Origin of the sequence: Legionella longbeachae, from assembly GCF_004283175.1 — a bacterium.
GTDB classification, from domain to species: Bacteria; Pseudomonadota; Gammaproteobacteria; order Legionellales; family Legionellaceae; genus Legionella; species Legionella longbeachae.
On record NZ_RXNW01000002.1, the window covers coordinates 53,863 to 80,098 of the forward strand.

Here is a 26,236-nt window from a genome sequence, read left to right on the forward strand (position 1 = left end):
TCTCTCGGTATTGTTGAAGGCACGTTGAATTCATAAATTAAGTCTTACACTTCTCACTTAAAATATTGGCCATGTCTTATGAAGGTTTCATGAAGGATTCCAACAAATAGTTTGCGTAGTTCCTGAGGAATCTACCGCGGTTTTTACGTTGGCTTGATCCACTGTCATACGTGCACATGTCGTATCTTCGGTCTGGCTTCCTCGCGGTGTTGCCGTGAGGGTATATGTTGTCGGCCCAAGATTACTTAGGGTGATGCTGTAGAATCCTTGCGCCGATATTTGCGGAAATGCGGGTAAGGATGTGCATGTATTATAAGAAAAATTTTGTGCATAGCAGCGTTCAAGATAGATTTGATCTTGGGCTAGTGTGGCCAAAGCATCAGAACGTCGTGTTTTTAGCAAAAAACCCACGTAATAGGGATAGGCAATAGTCACCAGTATCGCCATAACCACTAAAGCTATCATTAAATCAATTAAGGTAAAACCATTTATTCGAGGTTGTTTCATTGTGCAATTCCCTTATTGCAGTTGCCACCATCCCGTTTTTCTTCGTGTACTGTTTGGATTAAGTATAGTAGATTGGCTTCCATTAGACTGGGTAATCAGCAGAACGATATTATTGCTTTGATTAGGGCCAACCAAAGTTGCTGCATTAGCAAAGCTATTTGACAATTGAACCCCTACAACTCCTGAATAATTATATTGATTATTAGGTGTTCCATTTGCATTAACTCCTATAATTTGAGGATTAGAAAACGCTCCCCCTGTCTTGAAGTTGAGTTCAAGAAGCATAGAGGTAAATGTCGTGCTGCATGATTGGGGTGGAGTATTTAGAGTGCTAATAAAGGCACCATTAAAAACTGTGGGATTAGTCACTACGCGTTGTCCTGAGACAACAAGATCATCATACCAACCAACTTGACTGTACCAGTTAATTGGTGTTGATGAGGCGGTAACTATGGGTACAGATAGACCAGAAGTTGAAGTTGAAATTAGATTTAGTGTTTGTTGTTGCAGGTTAGCTCGCGTGTATGTAGCACTCGTTAATGGTTTATCCAAAACACCATAGATTGTCTGAGTTTGGTTATCTATCAAATCATTGGTTTGCAGTAATTGTCCAGTGCCAAACAGTACGAATAACCCGGGAACACGTGGATAAGCGGGGTTAAGGGTCACCACGGGAGTTGTTGTTATCGGTTGTATTGCTCCTGAAGAATCTTTTGCTTGAAATAATAAGCGCACTGTCCAATTTGTGGGACTGGGATCACTTACATTGACCGACCACATATTTCCTTGTAAATCACCTGCATAAACATTGGTTATAGGGGCTCCTTGAAACCCATTTTGATTTGCTATTGCTACTGATGATAGTCCTTGTGGAAGCGAGCTGCTGCAGGCTCCAGGAACTGCATTACACAGATTTATCTTGCTAATGAGAGTCCCTGTTTGCGGGTTAATGGCGTATAGTACCGAAGTGTTGTTAGGACTGTTATAGCCGTTGCCAAAAAAAACGGCAAAAGTAGCCGGATTGGTATTTGCTCCAATTTGTGCAATTTGAGGCTGGCTATAACTAAGGCCCATATCGCTGTCAGTGAATTCCCACAGTACTTTTTGCGCAAGATTAGTTTCATTAAGAAAAGTATTGGGATTGGTAATATCTAACCCATAAATACTGTTCCCTCCAGCATTTTCTCCTCCTACAAGTAGAGTGTGCCAGCTACTGTCTGAAAATTGAACATCTGCTGTTTGAGGCGATCCATCAACAAAATAACGATGGCTTAAGTTGTAAAGCGGATTGGTAAGATTGTAAAGATTAGCAAATACAGCGTTAGGAATAAATGCAAAAACTTCATTGCCGGTTGTTGCATTAAAGGCATGCAACATACCATCATTTGCCCCTACATAAAGTAGGGGAGTACGATTGGCATAAGTTTGTGCAAAAGAAAGATAACTGCTACTGGTGTAAGGTGCTGATGGTGGGCCTATATAAATAACTTGACTATCTATAATATCCCCTAAAATGTGAGAGCGATTGCGAAAGCTCCCACCATTTCGCATTTCCAGGGAAGTATTACCACGAAGATACTGTAATCTTTGTTGGCCAAGAGAGTCTGAGGGTTGGAGTTCTGCCTGTTGTGTGGTACTTATATCGGTCCATTCGAAGGGAACACCCGAATTGGTTGAGGGATTCCAGGTAACTATAAAACGATTTGTGAACCATCCTGAGCCAGATACCAAAGTGTCTAATAAGGGCTGGGATTGCCAGTTTATTGCACCAGTTGGCAAGCCAGTCGTAGGGTTTAAAGGCATAGCAAGCAAATTTCCAGTCCAATCCTGATAAGGGGTATCATTTGAAATGAAGTTTGCTTCATATTCGACACTGTTGTTATTAAGTTGTGTGGAGCTTACTGCTGCCGCTGATGTCGTAAAAGAGCCATTTTGCACTGATATCATGATTGCATTGAGATCATTAACCAAATCAGTTGAATTCGTTGCTGGATAGTAATTAGTTGTACCACCAGCTACAGCCATTGCTGTGAGTGATGCTGCTGCTTGCGGGTTCAAGGAGGGATTAACGCCTGCACCAAGCCCTATAATATAAGTTGGAATTCCTTGTTGTTTTAGTGCAGTAATCGCACTAATTGCGTCTGTTAATGCTTGACAATTAGTACTTTGCAGAGAGCCGTCAGGATTAAAAGTAGCTGTGATACCATAGCCTGTAGCAGCGGCACTCCCTAATGGTGGCCATAACTTACCATTTAGATCCTGGGTAGGAAGACCATCGGAAATTAAAATGACATATTTTTTTTGTGGGCAACCATTACCGCTGGTGTTACCTAATGAGGTAAGGTAAGTTTTTGCTGTGGTCATCAAACCGGCAACAGGTGATTGTACCGCACTGGCTTTAATTTCTTTGGTTGATGTTGAATTAGTTTCGGGTTGCAAATAGGGTGTAAATATCCCAATAGCGTTATTTATGCTGGTTGTTGTTGGATTTGTGCCCGCAGAAGTCATTGGAACCAGTACGTTTCCTGAAGTCGCTGATTGAGTACCGGAGTAGCCAAATCCACGTTGGGAATATAATACCTGGGGAGAATATGGAACAAAGCCAGCGTTAGTCGGACTGGTGCCAAAACCACCAATATTGGGTAGTGATTTCGAATAGGAAATCAACACATTGCCATTATTATAATTGCTTATTGAGAAATTAGGAGGGTAGGGCGTAGCAGGGCTTGGTCCACTATAAGTCAGAAATACCCCAGGAAAACCACTTCCGGCATACAGGACATCATTAATGGCAGGGTTGTCACTGGTTGCTCCTATTTGCATGTATGCATTGGAAGAGAGAACCGATGAACCATAAAAGCTTGCAATCGAACTGCAATTGCTTTGAATCGTCGAAGAGGCCGAAGTGTAATTGTAACAAGGGTTATTCACATAGGTATTACCGGCAACAGGTGTATTGGTAAACGAAAAATTACTGCCTTGCGGAGACATATGGTATACCCAGGTATTATAAATACCTACAGAACTTGTTTTATAAGTAGCTAATGCAAAATCAGTAGATTGCATAAAGGTATTGATAATCGCTTGTACCCCGGATTTAGCTACATTGAGGCGACTTGCGCTATTATCTACAAGCACACCATTTTGACTGACTGTATAAGGAGCTTGGCCACTGCTATTTGCTGCCTGTACAGGAGGAGTAAAGCCGGAAGGAACGGTATAGTTAAGTGGTGAGCTTGAGTTTTTGAGTGATGTTAATCCGCCAGTGAGGGAGCCTGAACCGGACATAATCGCACCGCTCAAATCACCGTCCATAGATTCTGAGTTGCCAATAGCAATTAAAACTTGTGGATGAATTGGGCTGGCCATAATTAAGGGTATTTGTGGGATATTTAAAATAGGTGTTGATGCTGCTAACACCAGGGTGGATACCATGAGGGATAAAAGCGCTTTTAACCAGACTCTAAATGATTTGCTTCGTGCATAAACCATAATCCGTTTTACCTATTGTTGTATTTGAAGTGTATTTTGCAACATGATTACTGAACCATTGGCGCCGACTGAACGCGCGGTAATTCGATAAACATTAGTCACTTTATTCATACTCTGACCAGGGGTGCTCACTGATGGGAGTTTCTCAATGATGTAACTCGCTTGGCTGTTAGTATCTCCCTGGAAACTGTTAATTACAGAAGCAGAATCAGACCAGTTTATTGTGGTCCATGTTGGTGGATTATCCACATCCAATATGTAGAGTCCGCTGTTATTTTGTAGAAAATTTGCTGCGGTATATGTTCCATTCATGAGTTTGTTGATTGCTTCATTTAGTGCGCCTTCCGTTTTTTCTAAACTCATTTCTGTATCGGTTGCATTTGCTGCAATTCGAGTTTGGGTGGTATTTAGAGAAACATTCGCGAGTGCTAAGACGGTAATCATAGTGAGTAGAATCATAGTCAAAAGTAGAATGTAACCCGTTTGCTTTTTATGCCTGAATAGAGTTGATTTTAAGACTTTACTATTGAAAGACTTTGCCGAAGGAGGATATTTTTTTTTAGAAAAAGGATTTATATTCACGAGATTGCATTCCTCAAGGCAATATTTATTTCATACACATGACGAAGTCGATTATCATTGGGGACATTGACTGTAGTGCTTAACACCGAATATTGAGTGGTATTGGAAGTACCGGAAGCGATTTGCCCCTGAATTAGAAATCCCAGGCGAACTGCATAAACTTGTGCCCAGTTGGTTACTGCATCAGCGGTGACATACTGAGAAATCGAGCCATTACTGCCAATACCGTATTCTACTTTCATTACTTCAACTCCAGGCACAAGAGGTTGGATCGTCCATCCCGAACTTGTTAAAATTCCTCGCATCAGTGCACTTTGTCCTCCTTGGCCCTGCCCTACAAAGAAAGCGGTTTGCTGTAATGGAATGAATTGAGCCCCCGGCTGATAATTTACAATAAAAGTAGAGGATCCATTTGCATATACTCCTGTTCCCGCTGTATGTGAAATAGTGGAGCCAGTTGCACCTGTAATTAAAAAAACCAAAGATGTGGTGCAATCAGATAAAGCAGCAAATTGCCCTGCACTAAGGCTAACTCCGCTCGTGCTTTGCACTGTAAAAGAATCGTTTGTTGAATCTATAGCAGTTACAGATGCGGGAAAGCTGGCTGGAACCGCACCAAAAACGACCAGAACATCACTACTATTTTCAATATTTCCTACAAGTGTGGGATCGAGTGAAGGAGTCCAATCACTTGCATTGCTACTATTTGCAGCATTACTTTGCGTTATTGTAATGGGTGAGCTATTAGCATTATACCCCATGATCAGCGAGGGATTGGCATTGAGTGATCCAATAGGATTTGACCCACCTCCATTTAAATTGGATATCGCTGTGTTTATAGATCCGCACCCTAAAAATCCTGCAGATCGTATGATAGGAGTTAGTAAATTGGTAATGGCATTTTCAGTATTTTGAATGAGGTTTTGTGAATTGGTCGTTTTATAAATTTGTGTTTGAGTCACATAAATTTCCATGACAGCGTAGCTTAGTAACAGCCCAATAACAATTGCTATCATTAGTTCAACTAAAGAAAAGCCTTGTGGGTGTTTTGGATAGTTTTTCATAATTGACTTTGGATGCTTAGTTGAACATAGTTGGGATTGGTTGGAGCAGGGGTGCTGCTTGCCCCAACTAGGTTTATTGCCAAACTATCATCCCATTGAATAGTTACTGTAATAATGGTATTACCCGAGCTTCCTGGTGCAGGAGTAGCTGTAATAGAGCCACTACCACTAGGCAATTTACTTACATCATAAGTGAGCCAATCCCAGGTATCATAAGTAGCTAACTGGGTGCTGGAGCATGGGGATTGATTGCACAATGTTCCAGGTTTTGGAGGGAGAGTTGGTGTCCCCGTGCTATTGATGTTAGAAATATTGTAGTTCCCATTAATTGCTGCTTGGTAATTGGCACGGATTTTATCAAATATATCATAAACACATTGTACTGCTTGTTGTTTCGCATAGCTTGAGTTATTGGCTTTACTTGATAAAATGAGCATGCTGGCTATCCCTAACATGCCAATAGCTAAAATTACAAAAGCGACTAATACTTCAATTAAGGACAATCCTTTCTGTTGTATTCCTGAACTACTTACATGATGCATCAATATTCTCCATCAAGGACATGTAAGCGCGCTGTTATCCCAAACTGCCTGTCCGGGGGTTGCGCCTGATTGTACGAATCCAGTTGCCAATACTTCTATGGAGCGAGCAAATGCCCCTCCTCTACTGTCGCAAAACTTAAAGTTACCTGATGTCGTTGTCAATCCGTGTGGGTCAAATACTACGCTGGGTACATTGCCTGAAAGTACAGGATCAACAGAAAAAAGTTGTTGGCTTTGTAATAAGGTGCTCGTACCTACAGAAGGTTGTGTGATCACAATCCATCCATTGCTCCAACTACCGCCGCATGTTGTCGATTGAGCTACGCCAAATGGACAAACTACAACGTTGATTGACTCGCCTAAAGCGGTATTGCGCGCATAATTAAGCGAATTTACGAACATGTCTGTTTTGGCAATCAGGCGATTATTCATCAGCAGGCTACTCAATGCCGGTATTGCTAAAACTAATAAAATACAAAAAACTAATATAGTGATTAAGAGCTCAATTAATGTGAATCCCTGCTTGTTTATTATTATGACTTTCAAAGTCCTATCCCTGATTTGAACTAAATCCACATTCTTATATGATAAAATAAAAGTGTAATATGGGGGAAAGTGTTAATGCAATACTTCCATTAATGTCACTTAATCCCACTCAACAAAAGTTTTGATATTTTTATCACTGGATATGTGCTGTTGTTGTTTTGTCTGGATTCGAGCAAGTACTTGTGTTCTGGCACATTGAGTCGGAAATTTAAAGGTTTTTAAGGCATTTTCTAAACTGACAAACTCATAACCTTTTTGTTTATACAGATGAATAATATCTGGTAAAACATAAGCATTAAGTAAATTTGCATGGATCAGCAGGATTTGTGCTTGAGCATTATTGTGATGAAATTGATTATGTTCTTCGGCACGGAGTGTTTGCTGCCAAATAAAATCCAGATAAAACGGTTTTAATTCCTCTAGGTATGTGCGTCTGTTTATTTCAGAAACTGATAGTAAGCGTTGATTAAAGACAAAATCTTTGGAATCAATGGTAATTGGGGCAACTTGATAATTTTTTTGTGCGAGGTAGCAAAGAATGTCTTCTTTCTTTTTTCCAGAGCTCATTGCTAAATAAGGGTAACGAAAATATTTGGGTTCAGTTAAAACGGGCAATAAAATATTATCTGCTTTTTGAATTTCACGAATGTATTCTTTTGTTTCCATTTTATTCAAATTGGCGTGATTGAGAGTATGATTACCTAATCCAAAACCGGCATCTCGAAACTTGCGTAGTATTTCCCAATTGTTTTTGCGCACTTCGCTGGCAATGATAAATCCTGTGGCAGGCACTTCCTCTTTTGTCATTGTTTCGATCATCATATTCAAATGAAAATTTCTATATTCACCGACAAAAGGTAAATCATCTATAGTAATGGATATCATTTTTTTAGGTGCGGGTTGTAGTAGTTCAAATTGTTCTTTTTTTTCATTTACATGGTCTTCCTGCATGTTTTGAACATGATTAGCCTTATGCAAAGAATCGCTTTCTAAAGCGATACAAATGCGTGGCAGAGCAGCTAAAAAAATGACGATAAATAATAACTTTTTAATAATTTTCATGCGCACAAACTACAAATAGATTAGAGAAAACAGCATTGTAGCAAAAATTAAACGAAATGGCTTATCCGAAGTGATATTGTTTATATATATAAAGTGATACAGATAAAGTAGCAGTCACTTACACTATGTAGCTACTTTATCTTTGAGCATTAAGTCAAATTTATATTCAAAGTTAAAAAATTATCGGGTTAATGCATCAGTATTTTTATGTTCGAGCTCATCATCCTCTTCTTCACTAGATTCATCTTTCTTGCCAGTTAAGAAAGAGAATTTGCTTAGAGCGGAAGCAATATAACTTTTGGGTGCTTTTTCTGGAATTTTACCTTCTTTGTTAAACTCTTCAACAACATGATGTAATGCCACATTACGACAGTCATGAATCATGTCAATGCAAAGAGTAAAAATACTCTTTAAGTCAAAACCTGCAATCTCAGAAAAAATGTGATTGTTACGTATGGATTTTTTAGCCTCAGCTTTGGGCTCTACTGTAAGAAAACGCATGAATTGAGTTGTTGAAAAAATTAATGCTTCAATATCTTGCGCGTCTACCTCACCTTTTGTGCCCAGAATTTTATCTAATCCCTTATGAATAATGGAATTGTCTGTGCTTGTTAATATGGCGGAGGCATATTCATCATCAATTTGTTTACGTACAAGATGCATCGCTCCAGCAAGGACAGCTAGTTTTTCCGATTCGCTAATTCCTGTAGCTTGAACAGCTGCTTTCATTGCATTCAAAAAATGAAGTTGGGCAGCACGGTGTAACCCTAACTTGTTAATTTTTGAAACATTTTTATCTGCAAGTTCATCTTTGATTAAATCATCAAGAGCAAGAGTTAGCTCGTCCCAAGTTCCAAAACGCCCTGTAGCTGATATAGGTGATTTTTTGCTTGCAGCGTATTCGCCAATAAATATAGATTTTTTGTCTTCTACAACGGGTGTTTCTTTTTTTTCTCCAACAGTTGGGGGCGTTGGTTTTTCAAAAACTACAATTGATTGCCCAGTAGCAGCTAAGGAATCAACGATTGCTTTCTCAGCATTTTTTGATAATAGATAACTTGTTTCAATAAGTTCATTTAAATGATTCGTAGGAATTGCATGTAGAATATGTTCTTTTTTGAATCCTTTACGTGAATCATTATTGATGAAGATTTGCTTTAAAAATTCATTTAGAGCTGTGTAAAACTTAGAGGTTTGGTAGAGGTCTGGTTTGTTTTCTGCACGGACTTCAGCATTGATTCCTATTATATTTGCCAGGCTGTCGCTAAGTAAGCCAGAAGAGTCCAACATTCCACGCTTATTTTCAATGTCCCTCATAACTGTGAGCATCGCACCGTAAAAAGTGAGTGCTGCAACTTGGGGTCTGATTGTTTTTTCAGTTACTTGCTCTTCTAATCTGCTCAGTATGGCAGTGAGGTACTGAAGTTCATACTTTCTTGGATTTGAAAGGTCTTCAATTTTTTTTATTTTCTTATCACGTTTTAATAATACATCCACAGCGTCATTAAATTCTTTTTTTAATGTGCTTAATTCCTTTAACTCAAACGTCATGTTTAGTCTCCAAATGTCCAATAGATAAATGTAAGTTCATCTTACAAGGCCTCAGTGTAAACTAAAGTAATCTTCACGTCATGTATTTTCATTATACAATTTTAGTATTTTTAAAAATTTAATAAAATTCATTATGTTATTGGTGTTTATTTGCGGACAATACAGTATTTTTTTGAAAAAAGGCATGAAAAAATGTAAAATAATGAGTAATATTCCGCTGTTTTCATTATTTTTATGACGCTGTTTGGGTAAAGAGTTATCTTTTAGACCCACGCTATGTAGTGCCACACGCTCATGACTTTTCTGTAGTGCAAGGAGCGTTTTTTATGAGGTTTAGTATTGGACATCAAAAACGAGAAGCAGTTGCCACAACTATTTCTTACTAATGCTGTGTTTGCATTATTCTTTCTCCTTGTGTGTCGAATTATTTCCATGTGCTTGATTCCACTTAATGATGTTTCTGAAGCACGTTACGCTGAAATTGCTCGAAAGATGTTGGAAACTGGTAATTGGGTAACCCCACAACATGACTATGGGGTTCCTTTTTGGGCTAAACCTCCTTTGTCAACTTGGCTCTCTGCCTTCTCAATGAAGCTTTTTGGTGTTAATGAATTTGCCGCTCGCCTTCCAGGATTGCTTTTGTCAATAGCGGTATTATGGCTTGTTTGGAAGCTAACAAAGAAGCATAGTGGTTCTGTGATTGCCATGATGACTACTTTGGTTTTAGCAGGAACTTTGTATTTTTTCCTTGATGCTGGAACAGTGATGACCGATCCGTCATTAGTCTTTTGTGTGACTTTGGTTATAGTGTCATTTTGGTATGCCTTGGTTGATGGAAAAAAACTATGGTCTTATGTTTTTTTTATTGCTTTAGGATTAGGTTTGTTAGCAAAGGGACCAGTCGCCGTTATTATACCTGGCATGCCTTTGTTTTTTTGGGTTTTGATGCGGAATCAATGGCGTAGTTTGTGGAAAAGGTTGCCCTGGATAAAAGGGATATTAATCATGTTTGCTATAGCAGTTCCTTGGTATGTTTGGGCTGAACTGCGAACCCCTGGATTTTTAAATTATTTTATCATCGGTGAAAACTTCAATCGGTTTTTAAAGCCAGGGTGGGTGGGCGATAAATATGGGTATGCCCACAAGGAATATTGGGGAATGATTTGGGTTTATGCTGCATCTGGAATTTTTCCCTGGTGCCTACTTGGACTTGCTTGGTTTATCAAATGCAGGCACAACGTGCGTAAAGTGTTTCAAGATAATGATGGATGGTTAAGTTATTTTTTTCTCTGTACGGTAGTTCCACTGTTCTTTTTTACATTCTCGAGCAATATTATCTATACCTATGTTTTTTGTAGCCTGCCTGCTTTCTCAATATTTTTTGTTGAATATTGGGCGCGGGTAGGTGTAATGATTAGAGCCAAAAACCTGGTTTTAGGATTATCTTTAATTGTAGGCGTAATTTTTTTAGCAGCTACGCTTGCTTTTAATACTATACCTGAAGTAGTTTCAAAAACTCAAAAGCCTGTGGTTGCTGCATGGTTAAAACAACATCCATCAGCTGGGGATTACCTGATTTATTGGGATTATAAAACAGACTTTTCAGCGCAATTTTATTCAAGAGGAAAAGTGAAATTTGCTTTTAGTGAAAAAGAACTATGCCATTTGCTGACCGATCATCGTGAAGATTACCTGGCTATTAATCCGTCTGATACAAAAGAAATGTCCCCCATTTTATTGAATAGAATGGAGCTGATTCAACATGTTTATGCAGGCGATAAACCATTTTTGTTGATGCGCATCCCAGTTGACGCAAGTAATTTATGTGCTCACGCATAAACTTGGTTTGGGGTGGTATAAAATGGTTGGTTTTTTTTAGTAATGACTTTTTTTATGACAAGTGTTTGTTCAATTAAGATACCAATTCATTTAGAGTTTTGATATACTCTGGCGCAATTTTTATGCCATAAGGAGTAATTGTGTCGCAATCTGTTGCAGTGGATTCGAGAGCTTTTGTCCCTCGTGGTGACTTAATGGCTTGGGTTGTATGTCTTTCGGCTGGATTGTTTTTCTTTTATGAGTTTTTTCAGCTAAACATTTTTGATGTCATTAATCAGCCGTTACGTGATGATTTTCATATTGATGCAACTCAGTTGAGCTGGATGTCCAGCGCTTATTTATGGGCCGATATCTTATTTCTTCTTCCCGCTGGAGTCATTTTAGATCGTTATTCGACGCGCACAGTTATTTTGAGTGCTATGTTTGTTTGTATTTTAGGCACGGTTGGTTTTGCATTAACTGATTCATTTATCTTAGCTTCTTTTTGTCATTTTCTCTCTGGAATTGGTAACGCATTTTGCTTCCTATCCTGCGTGGTTTTGGTATCACATTGGTTTCCGCCAAGAAGACAAGCACTTGTAATCGGAACCTTGGTTACTATGGCTTTTGTAGGGGGGATGATGGCTCATACTCCTTTTGCCTATCTTTATGAATTATTTGGGTGGCGTAATGCCTTATTGATTGATGGTGCTGTAGGTGCAGTATTGTTACTTTGGATTTATTGGATAGTAAATGATAAACCTAAAAACGCGCCAACACGTGTTCGCCTGAATCAAGGACAAGTCATGTCTGGATTTTTCAAGGCGTTGTCCAATCCTCAAAATTGGTTGGCAGGCTTTTATACTTCTTTTCTTAATTTACCCATTATGGTTTTATGCGCCCTATGGGGAGCGAGTTACTTGCAAGTAGCGCATCATTTACCTGAAATGGCCTCCAGTAATGTAGTAAGCCTTATTTTTATGGGGAGTGTTATTGGTTGCCCCTTGGCTGGTTGGTTGTCTGATGCTCAGGGACGTCGTAAACCCCTTATGATCATTGGAGCAATAGCGACCCTCATCACACTCATTCCTTTATTCCTGGACACAACATTATCGCAATTGACGCTTAGTATTATCTTTTTTGCTTTAGGCCTTTTTACAAGCACACAAGTGATTACCTATCCTTTAGTTGCTGAAAGTAATTCTATAGAAAACACTGGGGCAGCTACAGGCGTCGCTTCTGTTATTATTATGGGCGGGGGTGGAGTAGGGCAAGTATTATTTGGTTGGTTAATTGCACATCATGCGGGTCAATCAGTCACAACTTATACAGTCGCTGACTTTCAATTTGCTATGTGGATATTTCCAATAACAACTGTTGCAGCTTTAATTGCTGTATTAATAACCCGAGAAACATATTGCAAACGTTAAAGCTGAGGAGTAAAAATGCACATGGTGGATGAATTTCAAGAATATAATGAGGTAAAATCATCCTTATTACCCTGGATGGTGTGTTTTGCTGCAACCTTATTTTTCTTCTATGAATTTATTCAAGGAAATATGTTTGCATCTATCGCTGCAAATATCATGCAAGATTATCGTATTCAAGCAGATAAAATGGCATGGCTATCCAGCATTTATTACCTTTCTAATGTATTGTTTCTTTTTGTTGCAGGAATGGTTCTGGATCGTTTTTCAATTAAAAATACGTTATTAATTGCTATGTTTTTGTGTGTGGCAAGTACATTTCTGCTTGCTTATTCCCATTCTTTTTATACAGCGCTATTTTGCCGTTTTATTACAGGTATCGGAAGTGCATTCTGTTTTTTAGGCCCTGTTCGTTTAGCATCCCATTGGTTTCCCCCAAGACGCATGGCTTTAGTAACTGGAGCTATAGTGACTATGGCAATGGCAGGCGGCATGCTGGCACAATATCCTTTGACCAAGTTGGTTCTTCTGGTGGGCTGGCGCCAAGCTGTGCAAGATGTTGGTATACTTGGTTTTGTGATGCTTATCGTGATGTTTTTTTGGATTAAGGAAAGACCTGCAGTTGCAATAAAACAAAATGCGAAGCCAATTAATGTTATGTCTGCGGCTAAAAAGGCATATCTTAATACACAGTATCTACGAGCTGCATTCTATGCAAGTTTAATGAATATGGCGATCGCTGTTTTTGGTGCGATGATGGGAACTTTATATTTAGAACAGCGTTTAGATATTAGTTCTGCACAAGCTTCCATAATAAATGGCATGTTATTTTTAGGGGCAATTATTGGTTCTCCTCTTGTAGGATGGATTTCTGATAAAATCGGGTTACGAATTGTTCCTATGAAAGTAGGGGTTATTACCTCATTTCTAACCTTACTTGCCGTACTTTATCTTCCTGTTTCTTATAGCGCTATGGCCTTTTTATTTTTCTTGCTGGGCTTCTTTACCTCAGCCCAAGTAATAAGTTATGCCTTGGTTGCTGAAAGCAGCTCGCCTGCAATGACTGCAACGGCGGTAAGTGTTATTTCCATATTAACCCAAGGTGGTTATATTATTTATCAAAATTTATTCAGTTATTTATTAACAAATCACAGCGGTATGCAAATAATAAATGGAACTCCAATTTATTCGTTGAATGCTTATCAATATGCAGCAATTATTTTACCTGCGGGATTATTCATTGCATTTCTTATGCTTTTGGGTCTAAAAGAAACCCGTTGCCAACAATTCGAGGATTAAAATGACAGGGAGAGTGTGCATATTATTGATGGATTCATTTGGTATAGGTGCCAGCCTTGATGCTTCTCGCTATGGCGATGCTGGTGCCAATACATTTGTTCATATTCATGAAGCCTGTGGGCGTGGTGATGGAGATAAAGACGGGCTTCGTCAAGGTGCGCTTACTTTACCAAATTTGGCGAAGCTGGGGCTTTATCATGCAGCTTTAGCGAGCTCTGGATTGCGGTTTGTTGAGTTGTCTACATTGGCTGAGCCTGTTGGTTATTACGGCTATGCTGTTGAGCAAAGTTTAGGTAAGGATACTCCGAGTGGACATTGGGAATTAGCTGGTGTTCCAGTGACTTTTGAATGGGGTTACTTTCCTGATCAACCTTTTTGTTTTCCCAAAAAATTGATTGATGCTTTCATTAAGCGTGCCCAGTTACCTGGTGTTTTGGGAGAGAAGCATGCCTCTGGTACTACAATACTTGATGAACTCGGCGAAGAACACATTCGGACTGGTAAACCTATTGTTTACACTTCTGCGGACAGTGTATTTCAAATTGCTGCCCATGAAGAAATTTTTGGTTTGCAGCATTTATATGATATTTGTGACATCGCGCGGGACCTGGTTGATGAATACCAGATAGGTCGCGTTATAGCACGTCCATTTATTGGGCATGCAGGGGCATTTAAACGAACAGCAAACCGTAAAGACTATGCAACATTACCACCGGCAAAAACACTACTTGACTACTTGAAGGACGCTGGTCGTGAAGTGATTAGTATTGGAAAAATTGCTGATATATATGCACACCAGGGCATTACTCAAACTGTAAAAGCTGACGGAAACATGGCTTTATTTGATGCAACTTTGTTGGCAATGAAAACAGCCCCCAAGGGCAGTTTGATATTCACTAATTTTGTGGATTTTGATTCTTCATACGGCCATAGACGTGATGTAATTGGTTATGCGCATGCGCTCGAAGCGTTTGATGCCCGTCTTCCAGAGCTCGATGCTCTATTGCAACCAGATGACCTTGTTTTTATTGCTGCAGATCATGGCTGTGACCCTACATTTCCTGGTTCCGATCATACGCGTGAACACATTCCAGTACTTGTATATGGTCCCAGTCTTAAAAGCAAATTTATAGGTCGTCGTGATACTTTCGCAGATATAGGACAAAGCATAGCAGAATATCTTGGATTGGAGCATTTAGCCCATGGGATCTCCTTTTTAAGTTGATTATTCAATGCGGATTGGGATCAGAAATAATTCATTACTCCAGCATCTTTGGGTTGAAGAAGTTTGTTACGCTTTCTTGACAGCTTGGTATGTTTGTAATTTTAATTACAAGCTTTTCCAAGAGTTTTTTGGTATTTCAAAATTCATTTCTTTAATTGATAAAAAATCACAACCCCAGATAATGAGTTTCTTTATTAATTCGAATTCGATGCGCATGTATTAAGTCGTGTTGACCATGAATGGTCAACACGATTTAGTAATCAATATAACTTTTTTTCCTCAATAAAATTGATTAATTTTATACGCCACTCTTGTTTTTTTATCAATCATCCCCATGTTGAATATTCCGATTTGATTTGAGGATTTAATTTTGGAACAATTTCGTGGAACAACCATACTTTCAGTACGACGAGGAAACCAGGTAGTTATTGGAGGTGATGGTCAAGTGACTTTGGGCAATACTGTAATGAAGGGAAATGCCCGTAAAGTACGACGACTCTATAAAGACCAGGTCATAGCTGGTTTTGCTGGCGGAACTGCAGATGCGTTTACCCTTTTTGAACGTTTTGAGAGCAAGCTCGAAATGCATCAGGGCCATCTAGTGCGTGCTGCAGTTGAGCTTGCTAAAGATTGGCGAACAGATAGAATGTTACGTCGACTGGAAGCGGTTCTTGCAGTAGCAGATGTCAGATCTTCCTTAATTATTACAGGTAATGGTGATGTAATAGAACCTGAGCATAGTTTGATTGCTATTGGTTCTGGGGGGCCTTTTGCACAAGCTGCTGCACGAGCATTGCTGGAAAATACGGATTTATCCGCTATGGAAATAGTGCGCAAGGCGCTAATGATCGCCGGCGATATCTGTATTTATACCAATAACCATTTAACTTTAGAAGAATTAAATAATGTCAACAAATAACAGCATGGTGACTAATCCTCGGGAAGTCCGAGAAGTGATGACTCCTCGAGAGATTGTCCAAGAATTAGATAAATATATTATTGGCCAAGATAATGCGAAAAGAGCTGTGGCTATCGCTTTACGTAACCGTTGGCGTCGGATGAAAATTCAAGATCCCGCCTTACGAAATGAAATTATGCCCAAAAACATCCTGATGATAGGACCAACAGGTGTGGGAAAAACAGAGATTGCTCGCCGCTTAGCAAAATTAGCACGTGCCCCATTTATAAAAGTAGAGGCTACGAAATTTACCGAAGTAGGTTATGTTGGACGCGATGTAGATTCTATTCTGCGCGATTTAGCAGATATTGCGGTGAAGCAAGAACGTGAATTTGCTATGAAAAAAGTCGAACATTTGGCTGAAGATGCGGCTGAGGAACGAATTCTTGACGTGTTACTTCCTCCTCCTCGTGGTAGCCTAACACCTGGAGAAAAGGATAGTACTGCAAGACAGGTATTCCGGAAGCAACTGCGCGAAGGAACACTTAATGAGAATGAAATTGAAATAGAGGTTTCAGCGACTCCAGTAGGCATTGAAATTATGGCTCCTCCTGGTATGGAAGAGATGACGAGCCAATTACAATCAATGTTCCAACAGGTCGGTAGCCATAGAACAAAAACACGAAAAATGACTATTGCTAAGGCAATGCAAATATTGCGTGAAGAAGAAGCGGCTAAACTGATTAATGAAGACGATATTAAGACTCGCGCCATAGAAAATGTAGAACAAAATGGTATTGTTTTTATTGATGAATTGGATAAAGTAGCTCGACGTGCTGAAAATGGAAGCGGTGGGGATGTTTCTCGTGAAGGGGTACAAAGAGACTTATTACCCTTGGTTGAAGGAACTACAGTGACTACTAAATATGGAATGATTCGCTCGGACCATATTTTATTCATAGCATCTGGAGCGTTTCATGTAGCGAAACCATCTGATTTGATTGCTGAATTGCAGGGACGTTTACCCATACGTGTTGAATTATCCGCTCTATCCGTTGAAGATTTTGTACGTATTCTTACAGAGCCTACGGCATCGCTCACATTGCAATACAGTGCTTTAATGGCAACAGAAGGTCTGGAATTAACTTTTGATGAATCAGGTATCAGACGTATTGCAGAAGTAGCATGGCAAGTAAATGAGCGTACAGAAAATATTGGTGCGCGCAGGCTCTATACAGTTATGGAACGTTTATTGGAAGTGGTTTCGTTTGAGGCTACTGACAAATCAGGTGAATCTGTATATGTTGATAAGGCTTACGTCGATAAAAACCTGGGGCAACTTGTGGCTGATGAAGATTTGGCTCGATACATTCTTTAAAATCTAATAGTCCATCCTGATACCAGCATCCCAGATCAGTACCATTAAGTTAATCTGGGATTGGGATTGGGATAAGGATGTTATCAATGCTAGAGTATCGCTGACTGCTGTAGGCTGGGTAGTACTGCTATTCACTTAAGAGATTTGCCGTTTTCGCGAAAGCGAAATCCACTTATATAGGGGTATTGTCCCCATCAACAGGGACCCCGCCTTTACGAATACGGCTACAAGTCAATGCTCGTGTTTCTCAGTTCGAACAAGCAGATGTAGTAAATCGGCTTGCCTATCCCTAACTCAGTTAAATTTAAGATACCATGCGTAAACAAAAGAGAGTTCATTGATAAAGGGGGTATAGTCCTGTTACCCATAGGCAATGGAGCGCTTATGTGGGGTAGATTTGTTAACTTAAAATGATTGGCCATTTATTCTGTTGCACTCATATAATTCAGGAAACCTATTTTGAATCTATCCGGCAAATTTTTATGGGCTCTAATACCTTAATTCCAGGTTGCAATTTGCACTCAATTGTGTCAAATAAAAAGTATATGTCATCAAGGAGAGAAAAATGACCCAGGGATCGGATTCAATTGCTACAATCAAAAGTGAAGATCTTGAGTTTTTACAAGAGGCTGATGATTCTTCAATAAGCAGTACGCTTTCGTCTCCTTTTTCGTGTATTGGATTAAACACAAACTCATTTTTTAAACGTTCAAAATCAAACTTGGTTTTCCCAGATTCTTACTCCAGGCTGTGGAGTAGAGTTGAAGAAAATTCAAACATACGCAGAATCAAAGCATTACTCCTGGATTACACCAAAGAGAATTTCTTATTAGGTTCCTCTATTGGGCTTATTATTTCTGGACATTGGAATAGACATCATGTTAGTGCAGTCAGTAAAATCATCGCAAATATTTCTGTTAAAAATTATTATGAATCCGCTGATGATGTGGTTGCAGATTTAAAAACACTAAAACCTGAAATTGGAGGATCGTTGTATCAACGAATTAAATTTATTGAAATGAAATTAGAAGAGCACCTGAAGTATTATTTTAATTATTAGCATAATGGAGTTGTTTGATGTCAGATCCTTATATTTTGGTTTTGTATTACTCTCGAAGTGGTTCTGTTGCACAGTTAGCGCAATATATCGCACGTGGTGTAGCACATGTTACGGGTATTGAAGCACGCTTAAGAACAGTTCCTCCTGTTTCTGCTACTTGTGAAGCCGTAGATAAGGCGATACCAGATACTGGCGCACCTTATGCTACCTTGGATGATCTGCGTTATTGCCATGGTTTGGCGTTGGGAAGCCCAACCCGCTTTGGCAATATGGCTGCTCCTTTGAAGTATTTTTTAGATAATACCTCTTCATTGTGGTTGGCGGGTGACCTGGTAGGTAAACCCGCCTGTGTATTTTCTTCTTCTGCGAGCATGCATGGAGGTCAAGAAACAACTTTGTTAAGCATGATGTTGCCTTTGTTGCATCACGGTATGATTTTACTAGGAGTACCTTATTCTGAACCTTCATTAAATGATACAATGAGTGGAGGTACACCTTATGGTGCAACCCATGTTTCTGGTGTGGCAAATGATCGCCCTTTCAGCCAGGATGAAATTAATTTAGCGAAGCATTTGGGCGAACGTTTAGCTAGAACTGCCTTAAAATTGAGTGAAGATAAATGAAAGTTATTAGTTTTAATGCCAATGGGATACGCTCAGCGGCACGAAATGGTTTTTATGAATGGCTTGTAACCCAAGATGCTGATTTTGTTTGCATTCAAGAAACTAAAGTGCAACCAGATCAATTAATCCCAGAAGAAATTTATTATCCCCGTGATTATTATTGCGACTATTATTCAGCACAAAAAAAAGGATATAGCGGGGTAGCGATTTATGCGCGTAATAAGCCCCTTCGCGTAATTAAAGGGATAGGCTTTGATTATTGCGATAATGAAGGACGATACATTCAGTTTGATTATCCGAAATTCAGTATTGTTTCACTTTACCTACCGTCTGGCACAAGCGGTGAACAACGCCAGGAAGTAAAGTATCAATTCCTGGAGCAATTCGCGAATCACCTAATGCAATTAAAAAATGAAGGACGCGAATTAATTATATGTGGGGATTATAATATCGCACATAAAGAAATTGATTTAAAAAATTGGAAAAGTAATCGAAAGAATTCAGGTTTTTTACCAGAAGAACGGGCTTGGATGGATGAATTGTTTGGAGGCATGGGATTTGTAGATGCATTTCGAGTCCACAATCAAGAAGAGGAACAATACACTTGGTGGTCTTTTAGAGGACGAGCTTGGGAGAAAAATGTAGGATGGAGAATCGATTATCAAGTAGTGACACCGGGATTTATTGAGGATGTGGTTTATAGCCATATTTTTCGAGACGTACGCTTATCAGATCACGCTCCTTTATTAATTGAATATAAGGGAGATTGGTGTGATTAAATTGGCAAGTTGGAATGTTAATTCACTCAAAGTTAGATTAGAGCAAGTAATATCCTGGTTGGATTCTTCACATGTGGATATTCTTGCAATACAAGAAACAAAATTAATCGATGATAATTTTCCCAGAGCTGTATTTGAAGAAAAAGGGTATCATGTTGTATTTTCTGGACAAAAAACATACAATGGAGTTGCTATCATTAGCCGATATCCATTTTCTGATGTTCTCACTGATATTCCTGATTTAGATGATCCACAACGACGGATTTTGATCGTAACTGTAGCAGGATTTCGTTTGATTAATTTATATGTCCCTAACGGTTCTGAGCTTACTTCAGATAAATATCAATATAAATTGGATTGGTTACAAAAAGTTACTAATTTTATTCAACAACAAATAAATATTTATTCTAAAATCGCAGTAGTTGGAGACTTTAATATCGCTCCCGAAGATCGGGATGTACATGATCCAATTGCATGGGAAGGTTCTGTATTAGTAAGCCCCGCTGAACGAAATGCTTTTGTCCAGCTGCTACAGCTTGGATTTCATGACAGTTTTAGAAACTTCGTTCAGGAGGACCAATCGTTTAGCTGGTGGGATTATCGTGCCGCGGCTTTTAGACGGAATCGTGGTTTGCGTATTGATCATATCTTATTAAGTAAAGAACTGAATCATTTATGCACACAATCAGTGATTGACAAGGAGCCTAGAAAAGTGGAAAGACCTTCGGATCATGCACCTGTTTGGGTTGCATTGGAGTTAAGTGAAATTTAGTTGTGCAACATGCACCAAAATGAACTTTTGGTGCATGAATTATAAATCCAGGTTATAGAGAACGGTACTTATTTGCTTGATTTCATTTATTTTGCAGTGTTTCAAATAAAAACCAAATTCTTCTTTCAGTTTCGTCTATATATTCTTCGAGAATACTTGTCGTGGCAAAATCATTTCCTTTGTTACATATTTCATGCGCTTTTCTCATATTTTTTAAAAAATCTTCGTTATCTTTTAGAAGTTGATAAAGCATTTCTTCCGCAGATAATATGTCATTATTATCCTTTATCGTTTGCAGTTCTTTGATCTGTCCAATAGATTGTATTGTTTTTTCTCCTAATTTCCGCACGCGCTCCGCTAAAACATCAATCATTGAAAAAATTTGCTCACTTTGTTCATCGAGTAAAAGATGATAATCACGATAATGCGGCCCAGTCATGTGCCAATGAAAATTCTTTGTTTTAACAAATAAAGCAAAAGTAGTAGCAACAAGTGGATTAATAGCTTCAGCGATTTTTCGCCTGTCTTTAATATCAAGATCGTTTGGGGTATCCAGTTTATAAAGTTCCATTTTCTTCATTTTAAGCTCCTTTCGTTTTGATTGGGTTATCTTAAGAATTGTAGGTTATTATTATGAATAATGGGTTAAATATCGTACGTGTTATAATGAAGTTCTAAAAATTAAAAGGCTGCAATTGATAAAACGGAGATCATTCTCAGAAAAATTGCTTTAGCGACGATTTTCTGCTATTGTTTTGCGTCATTTGCGTCGAGTATGGTGCCTGGCAGTGGATCAGGTGGCGATATTCATAACTAAAGAGAGTAGTATTATGAAGGCATCAATTCATCCTGAATATAAAATAGTTAAGGTAACATGTAGTTGTGGTGAGGAGTTTGAAACTCGATCAACATTATGTAAAGATTTGAACATTGAAGTATGTTCAAAATGTCATCCTTTCTATACGGGTAAGCAAAAATTAGTAGACACTGGTGGACGAGTTCAGAAGTTTCGTGATCGTTATAGCCAACGTGCAACATCTAATAAAGAAGAAAATAAATAAGGCGCATTATTTTGCGCCTTATTTATGCTTCACTCGAAGTATAACTTATTGACAGATTGCTTCCTTCGATGTAAATTTTTGTTGGTTGTTCAGTCTTGATAATTCAATTCTTGTTTAAGTCCCTATTATTCCTTAGCTATTTCTCTTAGAATTAGGAGTGGCTCGAATGCTTGTGTCTGAGAGCTTGGGGTAAGCAATGAATCGATAATGGTTGTAAGATTCCGAATCTTACTTAAAATTTCATTTTATTTAAGAGAGCAAGTACTTTGGATAACGAGGTTTTGAAACAATGTGCATTGGATTATCACGAATTTCCTATTCCTGGGAAACTCGGTGTTCATGTGACCAAATCAACAGACTCTCAGAGTGATTTATCCCTGGCTTATACACCTGGAGTCGCGGCTCCTGTAATTGCTATAGCAGAAAATCCTGAAAATGCTTATCGTTATACGAATAAAGGAAACTTGGTAGCGGTAATGACTAATGGTACCGCAGTTCTTGGTTTAGGCGATCTTGGCCCTCTTGCAAGTAAGCCTGTTATGGAAGGGAAAGCGGTTTTATTTAAGCGTTTTGCTGGTATTGATGTATTTGATATAGAAATTGATGCCCACGACCCACAAGCTTTTATTGCTACAGCAAAACGAATTTCACCTACATTTGGCGGAATTAATTTAGAAGATCTGAAAGCACCGGAATGTTTTGAAATCGAACAGGTTTTAATTGAACAATTAAATATCCCAGTTTTTCATGATGATCAACATGGTACAGCTATCGTAGTTGCTGCCGGTTTGCTAAATGCTCTTGAGTTACAACAGAAAAAATTATCTGAAGCACGAATTGTTTGTATAGGGGCCGGTGCTGCAGGAATCGCTTCAATGCGCTTACTTGCTGCCTTGGGGGCTCATAAAGAAAACATGTTGCTTTTGGATACTAAAGGCGTCATTCATTCGGGGCGCACTGATTTAAATGCTTATAAATTTGCTTTTTCACGTACGACTGAATGCAGAACCTTAGCCGATGCATTAGTTGATGCAGACGTATTTATCGGTGTTGCGAAGCCAGACTTGTTAGATGCTAATTTATTAAAACTAATGGCGCCTAGGCCAATTATTTTTGCGTTATCAAACCCAGATCCTGAAATTAGACCTGAATTTGCTCATCGAGTACGCGATGATATAGTCATAGCTACTGGACGTAGTGATTACCCTAATCAGGTAAACAATGTATTATGTTTTCCATATATTTTTCGTGGCGCATTGGATGTGCGTGCCAAATGTATTAATCAATCCATGCAAATTGCGGCAGTTGAGTCAATCCGGCAGTTAGTACATGAGCCAGTCCCCCAGGTAGTGAAGGATAATTACCCAGGTGTTACGTATTGGGAGTTTGGTCCTAACTATATTCTTCCAAAGCCTATAGATCCTCGTTTGCGAGAACGAGTTCCAGCTGCTGTAGCCCAAGCTGCAATAGCAAGTGGCGTAAGTCAATGAGTTGTATGTAATTTAAATTAAAAAGTAGCATCCCATATGCAATAAGGGGTCTCTGGGTGTAGAAGTATGCCGTGTGAGATGTACTCATTGCCATTGATATAAGAAGCTTGTATTCATCCTCGCGCATGCGGGACCCATGTTGAAGGAGGCACAGTCCTCCTGTAAAAATGGATTTTCGCATTCGTGAAAATGACAACCTTTAAGTTGATGGCAGTGGAGATATGACTGGTTGCATCTAGGATAAATAGGTGAATTAAATAAAAGAGTATTTGCCGCCTTAGATTAAGACAGTAGATGCTTTTGCTTAACCAATGTTAAGGAGATAACCTTGCTTTCTGAAAACCGTAGAAATTACGCATTAATTGGATGGCTTATTTGTGGTCTTGGAGCCATGTTTTATAGTTACGAGTATTTACTCCGGATCGCGCCTAGTGCGATGGAAACGGCACTGCGTGAGCATTTTAATTTATCTGCTACAGGATTTGGGAATATTTCATCGGTTTATTATTATGCTTATGTCCCCATGCAATTACCTGTGGGAATCATGATGGATCGTTACGGTCCTAGGCGATTATTAACTTTTGCTTGTTTAATTTGTGTTATTGGAACTTTTTTATTCACAGGAACAACCTCGTTTTGGGTTGCTGCTGCGGGGCGATTTTTGGTTGGGCTAGGGTCCGCATTTGCATTTGTCGGTGTATTAAAGCTAGCAACAATATGGTTACCCGAAAATAAGCTTGCTATGGTTTCAGGAATCACTTCAGCCTTAGGAACGGTTGGTGCAATGCTGGGTGATAATTTTTTAGAAATATTTGTTCATAGATTAGGTTGGATCAAGACTCTACATATGACGGCCTTTTTTGGTATTGTATTAACCTTTATCCTATGGTTAGGTATCCATGATAAGAAAGGTCGATACAGACAAAGTGGTACTGTTTCTTCTTTTAAGAAAGGTATGATTGATTTAGGTATTATTGCACGTAATAAACAAATATGGGTTAATGGATTATTCGGGTGTTTAGTTTATTTACCTACCACAGTTTTTGCTGAATTGTGGGGAATCCCTTACTTAAGGCATGCTCATGGATTATCTGCACATGGTGCTGGTTTAGCAAATTCGTTGCTTTTTTTAGGTTTTACTTTAGGAGCCCCATTGATGGGGTACTTTTCTGATCGCATCGCGCGCAGAAAATTACCTATGCTTTTAGGGTCTAGTGTAGCCACGGTATTGATGGTAGTTATTCTGTATTTTCCTGGTTTGAGCGAGAGTAATGTACAGATTCTCATGTTTTTCTTAGGTCTATTTTATAGTGCGCAAGCGATTGTATTCGCAGTGGGACGCGAGTTAAGTCCTGGTGAAGCTGCAGGTACAGCAATGGCTTTAACTAACATGATCGTGATGTTAGGCGGTATGTTATTACAGCCTTTAGTTGGATACTTATTGGATTTTAGTTATTCCTTACGTAGCGGCGCTTCTCTTACAACAGCATTAGCAGTTGAGAATGTACATAAACTTTATAACATGACTGACTATCGTATTGCCTTGGCATTTATACCTATTGGTATGTGTATTGCTGCTTTATTAACATTCTTTTTAAAGGAAACACACGCTCATGCACCTAAATGAAATTGTTTCGAGAAAACAGCTGCTGTTAGGCCTGTTTATCTGCTTTGTTGGGGCAGTGTTTTATTGTTATGAGTTTATTTTACGCATCATTCCAGGTGTGTTGCAAACCGAACTTAGTACTGCTTTAGGACATATTTCAGCAACTACTTTTGGCCAGATATCAGCTCTGTATTATTTTGCATATTCTCCCATGCAGATGCCTGTCGGTATGTTAATGGACAGATTTGGTCCAAGGCGACTTTTAACGTTTGCATGTCTTTGTTGTACTGTAGGTTCATGGATGTTTACACTTACTTCATCTATGTTTTTAGTAGGCTCAGGACGTTTTTTAGTGGGGTTTGGCTCATCTTTTGCTTTTGTCGGTGTGCTTTCTCTTGCTTTACATTGGTTACCCAGACGTTATTTTTCCTTAGTTGCAGGTCTAATGACCACTCTTGGCATGTTAGGTCTTGTTTATGGTGAAGTAAAAATTACTGAATGGTCTCAAAGTATAGGTTGGGAGCAAGTATTAATCTTGATCGCCATCGTTGGTGCTGGATTAAGCGTACTGATGTTGCTGGTGGTTCGTGATGGACCAGAAGGGCATCAATCGAATAATCATCCTTTACCGGAGTTTTTTCGAAATGTGCTGAAAGTACTTGTGGCTCCAGAAGTTTGGGTTATCGGCTTTGTTGGTGCGTGTTTATATACTTCTTTATCTGTGTTTGGTGAATTATGGGGAAAAACTTATTTGGAACAAGCCCATCATTTAACTAAGGTTGAAGCAGCTAAGACGGTTTCCGCAGTATTTTTGGGTTGGGCAGTAGGGGCCCCTGTCGCGGGATATTTATCAGATCGTTCGGGAAAACGTTTATTGCCTTTGGTTTTAGGTGCTATTTTTGCTTTAATTTGTATTAGCCTTGTTTTATATTGTCCCGGTTTATCTTATTTTAGTCTCAATGTCTTATTATTTTTATATGGCGTGTTTAGTGCTACAGAGATTATCGTATTTATTATGGCTAAGGAATGTAGTGGCGCTCAACTATCAGGTACCGTTTTTGCAGCGACCAATATGATAATTTCTCTTGCGGGGGTTGTGTTCCAACCTTTAGTGGGTAAATTATTGGATACTTTTGGCGATAGTGGTATTGTAAAAGGGGAACATATTTACACTGTCGTGGATTATCAAGTGGCTTTATCCATATTACCTCTTTCACTGTTATTAGTTACTATTCTTGCTTTTTTTATTAAAGATCATAAAGATCATCCCATTGTTTAAGTAAAACGTCAGGTAACGTGCTGACCCTTGGTTTAACGGCCAAATATGGCCGTTTATTGCGAGTGTTTGAATGATTGCTTTTTAGACCTTCCGCTTTTGCGGAAGGTGACGTTTTTCCAAAAGCTGAACCTGGTTTAGAAATCTTATTCTTCTGAGGCTGTGGTAGGTTACCATG

At 39.0% G+C, this 26,236-nt stretch carries 23 protein-coding genes; 14 read left to right on the forward strand and 9 right to left on the reverse strand.

From position 1 onward, the window contains the following. Positions 1–87 precede the first annotated feature (87 nt). The 8 genes from EKG34_RS02285 to EKG34_RS02320 all read right to left on the reverse strand — a co-directional run bounded on the left by EKG34_RS02285 (position 88) and on the right by EKG34_RS02320 (position 9,346). On the reverse strand, positions 88–507 hold the full coding sequence (locus EKG34_RS02285) for a type IV pilin protein (RefSeq protein ID WP_003635608.1): 420 nt from the start codon (positions 505–507) through the stop codon (positions 88–90). A gap of 12 nt (positions 508–519) precedes the next feature. Next, positions 520–3,999: a pilus assembly protein gene (locus EKG34_RS02290; RefSeq protein WP_003635609.1), complete on the reverse strand. Its 3,480-nt coding sequence runs from the start codon at positions 3,997–3,999 to the stop codon at positions 520–522. A gap of 12 nt (positions 4,000–4,011) precedes the next feature. Then, positions 4,012–4,581 carry a pilus assembly PilX family protein gene (locus tag EKG34_RS02295; protein ID WP_012979330.1) on the reverse strand — a complete coding sequence of 190 codons (570 nt, stop codon included), beginning with the start codon at positions 4,579–4,581 and terminating at the stop codon, positions 4,012–4,014. Further along, complete coding sequence (locus tag EKG34_RS02300) at positions 4,578–5,645, reverse strand: PilW family protein (protein ID WP_012979329.1); 1,068 nt, start codon at positions 5,643–5,645, stop codon at positions 4,578–4,580. Before EKG34_RS02300 ends, EKG34_RS02295 begins: the two co-directional genes overlap by 4 nt. Next, on the reverse strand, positions 5,642–6,187 hold the full coding sequence (gene pilV, locus EKG34_RS02305; protein WP_003635614.1) for a type IV pilus modification protein PilV: 546 nt from the start codon (positions 6,185–6,187) through the stop codon (positions 5,642–5,644). The genes EKG34_RS02300 and pilV overlap by 4 nt, the downstream gene beginning before the upstream one ends. A 12-nt stretch (positions 6,188–6,199) precedes the next feature. Beyond that, positions 6,200–6,733, reverse strand: a complete 534-nt coding sequence (locus EKG34_RS02310; protein ID WP_003635615.1) for a GspH/FimT family pseudopilin — start codon at positions 6,731–6,733, stop codon at positions 6,200–6,202. 99 nt (positions 6,734–6,832) lie between these two features. Further along, positions 6,833–7,684: a polysaccharide deacetylase family protein gene (locus tag EKG34_RS02315; protein WP_223800149.1), complete on the reverse strand. Its 852-nt coding sequence runs from the start codon at positions 7,682–7,684 to the stop codon at positions 6,833–6,835. 291 nt (positions 7,685–7,975) lie between these two features. Next, on the reverse strand, positions 7,976–9,346 hold the full coding sequence (locus tag EKG34_RS02320; protein WP_003635620.1) for a hypothetical protein: 1,371 nt from the start codon (positions 9,344–9,346) through the stop codon (positions 7,976–7,978). 339 nt (positions 9,347–9,685) lie between these two features. On the opposite strand from EKG34_RS02320, the gene EKG34_RS02325 reads away from it, so the two are divergent. The 10 genes from EKG34_RS02325 to xth all read left to right on the forward strand — a co-directional run bounded on the left by EKG34_RS02325 (position 9,686) and on the right by xth (position 20,625). Then, positions 9,686–11,185: an ArnT family glycosyltransferase gene (locus tag EKG34_RS02325; protein WP_003635625.1), complete on the forward strand. Its 1,500-nt coding sequence runs from the start codon at positions 9,686–9,688 to the stop codon at positions 11,183–11,185. Positions 11,186–11,325: 140 nt separating this feature from the next. Further along, positions 11,326–12,594 (forward strand): MFS transporter, encoded by a 1,269-nt coding sequence (locus EKG34_RS02330; protein WP_003635627.1) that lies wholly within the window; start codon positions 11,326–11,328, stop codon positions 12,592–12,594. 15 nt (positions 12,595–12,609) lie between these two features. Continuing rightward, positions 12,610–13,890 carry an MFS transporter gene (locus tag EKG34_RS02335; RefSeq protein ID WP_012979327.1) on the forward strand — a complete coding sequence of 427 codons (1,281 nt, stop codon included), beginning with the start codon at positions 12,610–12,612 and terminating at the stop codon, positions 13,888–13,890. A 1-nt stretch (position 13,891) separates the two neighbouring features. Then, positions 13,892–15,115, forward strand: a complete 1,224-nt coding sequence (locus EKG34_RS02340) for a phosphopentomutase (protein WP_003635631.1) — start codon at positions 13,892–13,894, stop codon at positions 15,113–15,115. Between the two features lie 370 nt (positions 15,116–15,485). Then, complete coding sequence (gene hslV, locus EKG34_RS02345; protein WP_003635634.1) at positions 15,486–16,034, forward strand: ATP-dependent protease subunit HslV; 549 nt, start codon at positions 15,486–15,488, stop codon at positions 16,032–16,034. Next, positions 16,021–17,391: an ATP-dependent protease ATPase subunit HslU gene (gene hslU / locus EKG34_RS02350; RefSeq protein ID WP_172622912.1), complete on the forward strand. Its 1,371-nt coding sequence runs from the start codon at positions 16,021–16,023 to the stop codon at positions 17,389–17,391. Before hslV ends, hslU begins: the two co-directional genes overlap by 14 nt. Positions 17,392–17,956: 565 nt before the next feature. Further along, entirely contained in the window at positions 17,957–18,451 is a 495-nt protein-coding gene (locus EKG34_RS02355; RefSeq protein ID WP_003635638.1) for a DUF5617 domain-containing protein, read from the forward strand. 17 nt (positions 18,452–18,468) lie between these two features. Continuing rightward, on the forward strand, positions 18,469–19,074 hold the full coding sequence (wrbA, locus tag EKG34_RS02360; RefSeq protein ID WP_003635640.1) for an NAD(P)H:quinone oxidoreductase: 606 nt from the start codon (positions 18,469–18,471) through the stop codon (positions 19,072–19,074). After that, positions 19,071–19,853: an exodeoxyribonuclease III gene (locus EKG34_RS02365; protein ID WP_003635642.1), complete on the forward strand. Its 783-nt coding sequence runs from the start codon at positions 19,071–19,073 to the stop codon at positions 19,851–19,853. The genes wrbA and EKG34_RS02365 overlap by 4 nt, the downstream gene beginning before the upstream one ends. After that, on the forward strand, positions 19,846–20,625 hold the full coding sequence (xth, locus tag EKG34_RS02370) for an exodeoxyribonuclease III (RefSeq protein ID WP_003635644.1): 780 nt from the start codon (positions 19,846–19,848) through the stop codon (positions 20,623–20,625). The genes EKG34_RS02365 and xth overlap by 8 nt, the downstream gene beginning before the upstream one ends. An 82-nt stretch (positions 20,626–20,707) precedes the next feature. Here the strand turns inward: xth and EKG34_RS02375 are convergent, their stop codons facing one another. Continuing rightward, positions 20,708–21,205, reverse strand: a complete 498-nt coding sequence (locus EKG34_RS02375; RefSeq protein ID WP_003635646.1) for a Dps family protein — start codon at positions 21,203–21,205, stop codon at positions 20,708–20,710. Between the two features lie 250 nt (positions 21,206–21,455). Between EKG34_RS02375 and rpmE the strand changes: the two genes are divergently transcribed. From rpmE to EKG34_RS02395, 4 genes are all read left to right on the forward strand, one after another. Then, entirely contained in the window at positions 21,456–21,686 is a 231-nt protein-coding gene (rpmE, locus tag EKG34_RS02380; protein WP_003635648.1) for a 50S ribosomal protein L31, read from the forward strand. A 266-nt stretch (positions 21,687–21,952) separates the two neighbouring features. Next, positions 21,953–23,176 carry a malic enzyme-like NAD(P)-binding protein gene (locus EKG34_RS02385; RefSeq protein ID WP_003635649.1) on the forward strand — a complete coding sequence of 408 codons (1,224 nt, stop codon included), beginning with the start codon at positions 21,953–21,955 and terminating at the stop codon, positions 23,174–23,176. Between the two features lie 328 nt (positions 23,177–23,504). Next, positions 23,505–24,803, forward strand: coding sequence for an MFS transporter (locus EKG34_RS02390; protein WP_003635652.1), 1,299 nt, complete (start codon positions 23,505–23,507; stop codon positions 24,801–24,803). Beyond that, positions 24,790–26,061: an MFS transporter gene (locus EKG34_RS02395; RefSeq protein ID WP_003635654.1), complete on the forward strand. Its 1,272-nt coding sequence runs from the start codon at positions 24,790–24,792 to the stop codon at positions 26,059–26,061. The genes EKG34_RS02390 and EKG34_RS02395 overlap by 14 nt, the downstream gene beginning before the upstream one ends. Positions 26,062–26,236: the final 175 nt, after the last annotated feature.

Excerpts from the sequence above, each read along its gene's own strand:
- EKG34_RS02320 (WP_003635620.1), bottom strand. The coding sequence starts at position 9,346 with ATGACGTTTGAGTTAAAGGAATTAAGCACATTAAAAAAAGAATTTAAT.
- EKG34_RS02335 (WP_012979327.1), top strand. The coding sequence starts at position 12,610 with ATGCACATGGTGGATGAATTTCAAGAATATAATGAGGTAAAATCATCC.
- EKG34_RS02315 (WP_223800149.1), bottom strand. The coding sequence starts at position 7,684 with ATGCAGGAAGACCATGTAAATGAAAAAAAAGAACAATTTGAACTACTA.
- EKG34_RS02340 (WP_003635631.1), top strand. The coding sequence starts at position 13,892 with ATGACAGGGAGAGTGTGCATATTATTGATGGATTCATTTGGTATAGGT.
- EKG34_RS02285 (WP_003635608.1), bottom strand. The coding sequence starts at position 507 with ATGAAACAACCTCGAATAAATGGTTTTACCTTAATTGATTTAATGATA.
- EKG34_RS02300 (WP_012979329.1), bottom strand. The coding sequence starts at position 5,645 with ATGAAAAACTATCCAAAACACCCACAAGGCTTTTCTTTAGTTGAACTA.
- rpmE (WP_003635648.1), top strand. The coding sequence starts at position 21,456 with ATGAAGGCATCAATTCATCCTGAATATAAAATAGTTAAGGTAACATGT.
- EKG34_RS02375 (WP_003635646.1), bottom strand. The coding sequence starts at position 21,205 with ATGAAGAAAATGGAACTTTATAAACTGGATACCCCAAACGATCTTGAT.
- hslU (WP_172622912.1), top strand. The coding sequence starts at position 16,021 with ATGTCAACAAATAACAGCATGGTGACTAATCCTCGGGAAGTCCGAGAA.
- pilV (WP_003635614.1), bottom strand. The coding sequence starts at position 6,187 with ATGCATCATGTAAGTAGTTCAGGAATACAACAGAAAGGATTGTCCTTA.
- EKG34_RS02365 (WP_003635642.1), top strand. The coding sequence starts at position 19,071 with ATGAAAGTTATTAGTTTTAATGCCAATGGGATACGCTCAGCGGCACGA.
- EKG34_RS02290 (WP_003635609.1), bottom strand. The coding sequence starts at position 3,999 with ATGGTTTATGCACGAAGCAAATCATTTAGAGTCTGGTTAAAAGCGCTT.
- wrbA (WP_003635640.1), top strand. The coding sequence starts at position 18,469 with ATGTCAGATCCTTATATTTTGGTTTTGTATTACTCTCGAAGTGGTTCT.
- EKG34_RS02395 (WP_003635654.1), top strand. The coding sequence starts at position 24,790 with ATGCACCTAAATGAAATTGTTTCGAGAAAACAGCTGCTGTTAGGCCTG.
- EKG34_RS02355 (WP_003635638.1), top strand. The coding sequence starts at position 17,957 with ATGACCCAGGGATCGGATTCAATTGCTACAATCAAAAGTGAAGATCTT.